Source organism: Kocuria kalidii, from assembly GCF_044462225.1.
Taxonomy (GTDB): domain Bacteria; phylum Actinomycetota; class Actinomycetes; order Actinomycetales; family Micrococcaceae; genus Kocuria; species Kocuria kalidii.
The window spans coordinates 1-8,286 of the sequence record NZ_JBISWJ010000054.1 but is presented as its reverse complement, the minus strand read 5'-3'; the positions used below and the strand labels follow the sequence as shown (position 1 = coordinate 8,286).

7 protein-coding genes are annotated in these 8,286 nt (G+C 74.1%); all 7 read right to left on the bottom strand.

Features of this window, described 5'->3' with window-relative positions; all coding sequences use genetic code 11:
• Positions 1 to 54 precede the first annotated feature (54 nt).
• The 7 genes from eno to ACH9D3_RS07920 all read right to left on the bottom strand — a co-directional run bounded on the left by eno (position 55) and on the right by ACH9D3_RS07920 (position 8,248).
• Positions 55 to 1,338, bottom strand: coding sequence for a phosphopyruvate hydratase (gene eno, locus ACH9D3_RS07950; RefSeq protein ID WP_396400337.1), 1,284 nt, complete (start codon positions 1,336 to 1,338; stop codon positions 55 to 57).
• 185 nt (positions 1,339 to 1,523) lie between these two features.
• Positions 1,524 to 2,252 carry a MazG nucleotide pyrophosphohydrolase domain-containing protein gene (locus ACH9D3_RS07945; RefSeq protein ID WP_396400338.1) on the bottom strand — a complete coding sequence of 243 codons (729 nt, stop codon included), beginning with the start codon at positions 2,250 to 2,252 and terminating at the stop codon, positions 1,524 to 1,526.
• Positions 2,249 to 3,373 (bottom strand): adenosine deaminase, encoded by a 1,125-nt coding sequence (locus tag ACH9D3_RS07940; RefSeq protein ID WP_396410509.1) that lies wholly within the window; start codon positions 3,371 to 3,373, stop codon positions 2,249 to 2,251. The genes ACH9D3_RS07945 and ACH9D3_RS07940 overlap by 4 nt, the downstream gene beginning before the upstream one ends.
• A 32-nt stretch (positions 3,374 to 3,405) precedes the next feature.
• Complete coding sequence (locus ACH9D3_RS07935; RefSeq protein WP_396410508.1) at positions 3,406 to 5,064, bottom strand: hypothetical protein; 1,659 nt, start codon at positions 5,062 to 5,064, stop codon at positions 3,406 to 3,408.
• 70 nt (positions 5,065 to 5,134) lie between these two features.
• Positions 5,135 to 6,442, bottom strand: coding sequence for a thymidine phosphorylase (locus tag ACH9D3_RS07930; RefSeq protein ID WP_396410507.1), 1,308 nt, complete (start codon positions 6,440 to 6,442; stop codon positions 5,135 to 5,137).
• Between the two features lie 17 nt (positions 6,443 to 6,459).
• Complete coding sequence (locus tag ACH9D3_RS07925) at positions 6,460 to 6,876, bottom strand: cytidine deaminase (RefSeq protein WP_396400342.1); 417 nt, start codon at positions 6,874 to 6,876, stop codon at positions 6,460 to 6,462.
• A gap of 7 nt (positions 6,877 to 6,883) precedes the next feature.
• Positions 6,884 to 8,248: an ABC transporter permease subunit gene (locus tag ACH9D3_RS07920; RefSeq protein WP_396410506.1), complete on the bottom strand. Its 1,365-nt coding sequence runs from the start codon at positions 8,246 to 8,248 to the stop codon at positions 6,884 to 6,886.
• Between the last annotated feature and the right edge of the window lie 38 nt (positions 8,249 to 8,286).

The window sequence follows — 8,286 nt, the reverse complement described above, 5'->3', positions numbered from 1 at the left end:
ACCGCTCACCCGGGCGGCGACGGGCCGGCGGGACCGGTCAGCCGCCGCGGCCCGTCACTTCGCGGTGTAGCGCGGGAACGCGGAGGCGCCCGCGTAGCGCGCGGCGTCCCCGAGCTCCTCCTCGATGCGCAGCAGCTGGTTGTACTTGGCCACGCGCTCGGAGCGGGCCGGCGCACCGGTCTTGATCTGCCCGGCGTTGGTGGCCACCGCGATGTCCGCGATCGTGGTGTCCTCGGTCTCGCCCGAGCGGTGCGAGATCATGCAGTGGAACATGTGCCGCTGGGCCAGGGAGATCGCGTCGAAGGTCTCCGTGAGGGAGCCGATCTGGTTGACCTTCACGAGGAGCGCGTTGCCGGCGCCCTCCGCGATGCCGCGGGAGAGCCGCTCCGGGTTGGTGACGAACAGGTCGTCGCCCACGATCTGGACCTGGGTGCCCACGGACGCGGTGAGGGTCTGCCAGCCCTCCCAGTCGTCCTCGTCCAGCGGGTCCTCGATGGAGACGATGGGGTAGTCCCGCACGAGCTCCTCGTAGTAGGTGGTCATCTCCGCGGCGCTGAGCTGCCGGCCCTCGAAGCTGTACGTGCCGTTCTCGAAGAACTCGGAGGAGGCGACGTCGAGGGCGAGCGCCACGTCGGTGCCCAGGGTGTACCCGGCCTTCTCGACCGCATCGGAGATGAGGTCCAGCGCGGCACGGTTGGACTCGAGGTCCGGGGCGAAACCGCCCTCGTCGCCCAGTCCGGTGGCCAGGCCGCGCTCCTTGAGCACGGACTTGAGGGAGTGGTAGACCTCCACGCCGGTGCGCAGGGCCTCGGAGAAGGTGGCGGCGCCGATCGGGGCGATCATGAACTCCTGGATGTCCACGTTGGAGTCGGCGTGGGAGCCGCCGTTGAGGATGTTCATCATCGGCACCGGGAGCACGTGGGCGTTGGGGCCGCCCAGGTACTTGTAGAGCTCGAGGTCGGAGGCGTTGGCGGCGGCACGGGCCACGGCCAGGGAGACGCCCAGGATGGCGTTCGCGCCGAGGCTGCCCTTGTTGTCCGTGCCGTCGAGGTCGAGCATGGTCCGGTCGACCAGGCGCTGGTCGGTCGCGTCGAGGCCGACCACGGCCTCCGCGATCTCCTCGTCGACGGCCTTCACGGCGTCGAGGACGCCCTTGCCGAGGTACACCTTCTGGTCGCCGTCACGGCGCTCGACGGCCTCGAACGCACCGGTCGAGGCGCCCGAGGGGACCGCCGCCCGGCCGTAGCTGCCGTCCTCCAGCAGCACCTCGACCTCCACGGTCGGGTTGCCGCGGGAGTCGAGGATCTGGCGGGCGTGCACTGCGGTGATCATGGCCATGGGTTGCTCCTGACGTTGGTGCTGAGGTTGTCGCTGACGTGGGTGGTGCGTGCGTGGTGGACCGGGCTGGGCCCGTGACCGGGCTCCGCCCGGTGGTCCGCACCGACGCGACCGGGCGTCCCCGGCGGCTCCAGCCTAGCGACTCGGCGGCGGGGGCCGACGGAGGGCGTCGGCCCGTGACGGGTTCAGGCCCCGTCCCGCGCCGAGACGTACGCGCGGACGGCCCCGCGCAGGGACCGCTCGGCGTCGAGGCCCCGGGCGGAGGCGTCGCGCACGAGCGCGAGCAGCTCCTCGCCCAGCTCCTCCTCGGTGCGCGGACCGCCGGGTCCTCCGGGGACGGCGGGCTCGAGCTCGTGCTTGCGGGCCCGCGCGAGCGCCTTCTCGGCGAGGGCCAGCGCCGGCAGGTGCGGCGGGATGCCGTCGAAGGGACCGGTCCGCTCGGGCTTCTCCGCCCGCTTGAGCTCCTCCCAGCGGGAGTGCAGCTGCTCGAGGGTCTGCTCGCCCGCCACGTCGCCGGTGGCCCCGGGGTCGAAGACCTGCGGGTGGCGGCGGACCAGCTTGGCCGTGACCGCCTCGAGCACGTCGGCCATGTCGAAGCCGCCCTCCGCGCGGGCCCGCTCCTGGGCGACCCGGGCGTGGAAGACCACCTGCAGCAGGACGTCGCCGAGCTCCTCGACGAGCAGCCCGGCGTGCGCCGCCGGCCCGCCCTCGGCCTCGACCGCCTCGACCACCTCGTAGGCCTCCTCCACGAGGTACCGCACGAGGGACTCGTGGGTCTGCTGCCCGTCCCAGGCGCACCCGCCCGGGGAGCGCAGCCGGTCCATGACCGCCACGAGCTCGGCGAAGCGCTGCCCGGTCCGCGCGGGGACGCCCAGCCCCGCCGCGACGTCGTCGGTGCCGTGCCCCTGGCTCATCCGTGCACTCCTTCGAAGCCGTCGGTGATCATCCCGTCCAGCGCGCTGCGGTCCTCGAGCGGGAGGAACGCGGCGGCCGCGGCGTTGCGCTGGAGCCGTTCCAGGTCCTCGAGCCCGTAGCCGAAGTGCGCCACGAGCAGCGCCAGCTCGTCCGTGACGGTGGTACCGCTCATCAGCCGGTTGTCCGGGGAGATGGTGACGGTGAAGCCGGTCCGGTAGAGCATGTCCACCGGGTGCCGCTCGAGGCCGCTGCCGAACGCGGCCACCGCGCCCGTCTGGAGGTTGGACGTGGGGCACACCTCGAGGGCGATGCCCCGGTCGCGGACCCACTCGGCCGTGCGCCCGAGGTCGACGACGGCGACGCCCTCCACGTGGTCGATGTCGATGTCCTCCGCGATGCGCACCCCGTGGCCCAGGCGCAGGGCCCGCCCAGTGGCCAGCGCGTCCCGGATCGACCCGATGCCGGCCGCCTCCCCGGCGTGCAGGGTGACGGGCACGAGCTCGTCCGCGAGGAGCTCCAGGGCCGCCCGGTGACGGACCGGCGGGAAGCCGTCCTCGGGCCCGGCGAGGTCGAAGGCCACCACGCCGCGGTCCCGGTTGTCCACCACGAGGCGGGCGACCTCGAGGGAGCGGCCGGCCTGGCGCATGGCGCACAGGATCTGGGTGACGGACACGATGTGGCCGGCGTCCTCCGCGGCGAGCACGCCCTCCGAGAGCCCGAGCCGGACGGCCTCCACGGCCTCGGCCATCGACATGCCGCCGGCGGTGTGCTGCTCGGGGGCCCAGCGGACCTCGGCGTGGACCACGCCGTCGGCCACGAGGTCCTCGACGTACTCCCGGGCGCAGCGCACGAGCGCCTCGGGGGACTGCATCACCGCCACCGTGTGCTCGAAGGTCGACAGGTAGCGCAGCAGCGACCCGGAGTCGGCGCTCTCCCGCACCCAGCGGCCGACGGCCTCGGGCTCCTCGGCCGGCAGCCGGTGCCCGGCCGTGGCCGCGAGGTCCACCAGCGTGGCCGGGCGCAGGGCACCGTCGAGGTGGTCGTGCAGGCACACCTTGGGCAGCTCGCGGAGGACCCGGTCCGGCACGCGGCCGGGGTGCGGGTCGGCGGAGGTCAGCATCACGTTCTCGGCGGTCCCCGTCCCGGTCGGTCTCAGTAGTTCCAGTCCTGCAGGGCCTCGTTCATGTGCTGCGGGATGTGCGCCCCGGTGCGGGGGTACATGCGCAGCTCCTCGAGGTAGTTCTGCGCGGGCAGCCGGTCCTCGTAGCGCACGAAGGACTCCTCGTCCGCGTAGTCGAAGGACACCTCCGGGGGGATGCCCGGGCGGAAGCGGAACATCATCGCCAGCGGGGCCCCGTTGCCCTCCACGTAGGACGCGTCCTTGAGCTCCTGGACGTGCAGCAGCTCCTCGGGGATCAGGTCGAAGGTGCGGCGCTGGTCCCAGAAGCCGTTCTTGCGCACGTGCGTGAGGGCGTCGTAGTAGGTGCCCAGGGCCCGCACCCGCACGAGCACGGTGGAGACGTCCATCGCCGTGCCGTCCTCCCCGAACAGCCGCCGCTGGGCGTCCGCGAGCCGGCGCAGGACGTCGACCTCCTTGAGCACGAGGTTGCCCTCGGCCAGCTTGTCGTGGGAGGGCCGGTCCGCGCTCCCGGCCGGCGCCCGGTAGGACGGGGCGACGTCGGTGGAGACCGCGGTCTCGGGGGCGGAGGAGTCGTGCTCGTCCCCCGCAGCGGTGCCGGCGGCGACCGCCGCGGCCGTCGCGGCCGCGGCCCCGGTGGGCGCGGCCGGTTCGACGTCCTCGTGCCACTCCTCGTGGTCGACGTGGTCGGGGACGTCGTGCTCGCCGGCGTCCCGGCCGGCCGGGGTCTCCCCGGCCGCAGATCCGGGAGCGGGTTCGTCGTCCGGCCCGGCGGCGGGGGCGGCCTCGGCCGGTGCGGACGCGGACGCGTCGTCGACCGGAGCGACCGCGGCCGCATCGCCGCTCACGTCGGCGGGCTCCGCGGCCGGAGCCGCCGCGCCGGTCGTCCCGGGATGCCGTCCGCCGGCGGAGGGCTCGCCGGCGGGCCGCCCGTCGGCGTCGGCCTCCGGGGCGGGCCGCTCCGGAGCCGACCGCTCCTCGTCGTGCCGGGGGCGCTCCGTGGCGTCGTCGTGCCGGAGCCCGTCCGGTCCGTCGGCGCGCGGAGTGGGCCGTCCCGACCGCCAGGTCTGCACGTCCTCCGTGCCGTCGGCGAACCCGTAGGTCGTCACCACGGGACGGACCCCGTCCTGCTCCGGCCCCACCTCGATGCGGGCCTGCTGCCACGCGCCGTGCGGCGAGGTCATGGCCTGGCTGTACAGGTCGGCCACGGGGTCGAAGAGCGGCGAGTCCTGGTCCACGGTGCCGGACTCCACGGACGGGTCGGCGTCCCCCACGGACTGCTCGGTCTGGTGGGACATGGTGTTGCCGCGCTGGACCAGCGTGAGCACCGCGCGGTCGGCCCCGCGGGACGTCAGCCGCCCCACGAGGAAGGCCAGCGGCCCGTGCTCGGGCAGCGGCCGGGGCTCCTCGGAACCGTGCTGCTCCGGGCCGTGCTGTTCGGAGCCGTGCTGTTCCGGGCCGTGCCCCTCGGGACCCCGCCCCTCCGGGCCGCGCCCGTCCGCACCCCGGTGCCCGGTGTCCCGGTCCTCGGCCCGGCCTCCGTCCGTGCCGGCCGGCGGATCGGCCGGCTGCTCGGAACGGCCGGCGTCGCCGTGCGGCGTCCGGTCCTCGGTGTTCTTCCGGAAAATCCCTCGCAGACCCAACTGGACCCACCCTTCCGAGCGTGTGCGCACGCCCTCGGTTCTCGTTTCGCGCTGGTTCTCTCCGCAGTATAGGCGGGCCCCCGGACCGGCCGGCCGGCGCTCAGCGCACGGTCTCGAGCACGACGGCGCGGTCCTCCCGGGCGGCCCGCGGGGCCGGGCCGATGACGGCGGCGCCCTCCAGGGCCTCGCGGGCCCGTGCGAACCGCTCCGGGGTGTCCGTCCGCAGGGTGTACAGCGGCCGGCCCGCCCGGACGGTGTCCCCGGGCTTGGCGTGGAGGACCACGCCGGCACCGGCCTGCACCGGGTCCTCGCGCCGGGCGCGGCCCGCGCCGAGGCGCCAGGAGGCCACCCCGACCTGGTAGGCGTCGAACCGGGTGAGCACGCCGTCGGTCTCCGCCGCGACGGTCTCGGACTCCCGGGCCTGCGGCAGCGGGGCGTCGGGGTCGCCGCCCTGGGCGGAGATCATGGCCCGCCACACGTCCATGGCCCGGCCGTCCCGCAGCGCCTCCGCCGGGTCGGCGTCGTGGATCCCCGACGCCGCGAGCATCTCGGCGGCGAGCGCCACGGTGAGCTCCACGACGTCGTCCGGACCGCCCCCGGCGAGCACGTCGACCGACTCCTGGACCTCCACGGCGTTGCCGACCGCGAGGCCGAGCGGGGTGGACATGTCGGTGAGCAGCGCGGTGGTCGTGACGCCGGCGTCCGTGCCGAGGTCGACCATGGTGCGGGCGAGCTCACGGGCGGAGGCCAGGTCCTTCATGAACGCCCCGGAACCGACCTTGACGTCCAGCACGAGCGACTGGGTGCCCTCCGCGATCTTCTTGGACATGATGGAGGACGCGATGAGCGGGATCGACTCGACCGTCCCCGTGACGTCCCGGAGAGCGTAGAGCAGCTTGTCCGCGGGTGCCAGGCCCGAGCCCGCCGCGCAGATCACGGCGCCCACGTCCCGCAGCTGGGTCATCATCTCGTCGTTGGACAGACCCGCCCGCCACCCCGGGACGGACTCGAGCTTGTCCAGGGTGCCGCCGGTGTGGCCGAGACCGCGCCCGGACAGCTGCGGGACGGCCACGCCGTAGACCGCGACGAGCGGGGCCAGCGGCAGGGTGATCTTGTCCCCCACGCCGCCGGTCGAGTGCTTGTCGGCGGTGGCGGAGCGCGCCCCGGAGCGCACGAGACCGGAGAAGTCCATCCGCTCGCCGGAGTCGATCATCGCCCGGGTCCAGGACGCGATCTCGTCCCGGTCCATGCCCCGCAGGAAGATCGCCATGGCCAGGGCGCTCATCTGCTCCTCGGCCACCACCCCGCGGGTGTAGGCGTCCAGGACCCACGCGATCTGCTCGGGCGACAGCGCGCCGCCGTCGCGCTTGGTCCGGATGACGTCGACGGCGTCGAACTGCTCGGTCATGGGGTTCCTTCCGGGGTTCAGAGGTTCTCGGGCCCGAAGGCGTCCGGCAGCACCTCGGCCATGGTGCGCACGCCGGAGACGGTGAGCAGCCGCAGGCCGGGAGCACGGTGCTCGTGGAGCAGCTGCCGGCACCGTCCGCAGGGCATGAGGACGTCGCCGTGGGCGTCGACGCACACGAACGCGGCGAGCCGCCCGCCGCCGGACATGTGCAGCGCGGAGACGAGGCTGCACTCGGCGCACAGGGTCACGCCGTAGGAGGCGTTCTCCACGTTGCACCCCGAGACCATCCGGCCGTCCTCGGTGAGGGCGGCCGCGCCGACGGGGAAGTGCGAGTACGGGACGTAGGCGTGCGCACGGGCGGCCACGGCGGCCTCGCGCAGCCGGTCCCAGTCGATCCCGGCCTCGTCGGGGCCGGTGCTCGGGGATTCGTTCACGGGACGGTCACTCCTTCGTGTAGGGCGTGCCGATGGCCGCGGGTCCGCGGGAGACCCCCACGAGCCCGGCCACGGCCAGGATGGTGATCACGTACGGCAGCATCGCCAGGAACTGGCTGGGCACGGGCGTGCCCAGGAAGGACAGGATCGACTGCAGGTTGGAGGCGAAGCCGAACAGCAGGGACGCGAGCAGCGCCCCGATCGGGTTCCACCGGCCGAAGATCAGCGCGGCCAGCGCGATGTAGCCCGCGCCGGAGGTCATGTCGCGGGTGAACGCGGAGACCGAGACCAGCGTGTAGAAGGCGCCGCCGAGACCGGCGATCATCCCGCCCAGCAGCACGTTGCGGAAGCGCAGGGCGTTGACCCGCACACCGAGGGTGTCGGCGGCCTTGGGGTGCTCCCCCACGGCGCGGGTGCGCAGGCCCCAGCGCGTCCGGTAGAGAGCGAACCACACGAGTGCCACCACGACGTACATCAGGTAGCCGATCACGGACTGGTCGAAGACGATCGGCCCGACGAGGGGGATCTCCGAGAGCACCGGCACGGCGAAGCGCGGAAGCCGCGGCGGGGAGTTGAACACGCTCGCGTTCGACTCCAGGACCGTGGCGAACAGGAATCCGGTCAGCCCGGACACGAGCACGTTGAGCACCACGCCCACGATGACCTGGTTGACCCGGTAGGTGATCGAGAAGACCGCCAGCACGAGCGAGACGAGCCCCGCCCCCAGCACGGCGGCGAGCAGGCCCGCCCAGGCGCTGCCGGAGAGCGAGCCGGCCACCGCGGCGGAGAACGCGCCGAACAGCAGCTGGCCCTCGATCGCGATGTTGATCACGCCCGAGCGCTCGCACAGCAGACCGCCCAGGGAGCCGAAGATCAGCGGGATGGCCAGGGCCACGGACCCGGCCAGCAGCCCGGACAGGGACACGTCCGGGGTGCGGGAGCTGCCCACGACCCACACCAGGAAGCCGCTGACGAAGAAGAGGCCGAACACGAGCGCCGCCCACCGGGGCAGCTGCCTCCCGGCCCGGGCGCGCAGCACGGCGAGGGCCGTCAGCGCGGCGAGCACCACGACGGTGAGCCAGCCCCACACGACCCCGCCGACCTCGAGATCGGGCACGCGGAAGAGGTCGCCGGCCTCGGAGACGCGGAAGCCCACCGTCCGGTCCGGGGCGTTGAGCCCGAACAGCACCAGGCCCACGAGGGTCAGGACGGCGAGGAGCACCGGGGTGCGCCGGCTCGTGACGCCCACGACCTCACCGGCCGCGGCGGTGGACCGCTCTGCGCCGGTCCGCGGGGGAAGGGCCTCCGTCGCCGTGCTGCCGGCCGCCCGGAGCGCCTGCCCGGGACCCGGTTCCGGATGCTGCGAGCTCATGCCCGGCCTCCCTCGGTGACATTGGCGGTGGCGGGGGT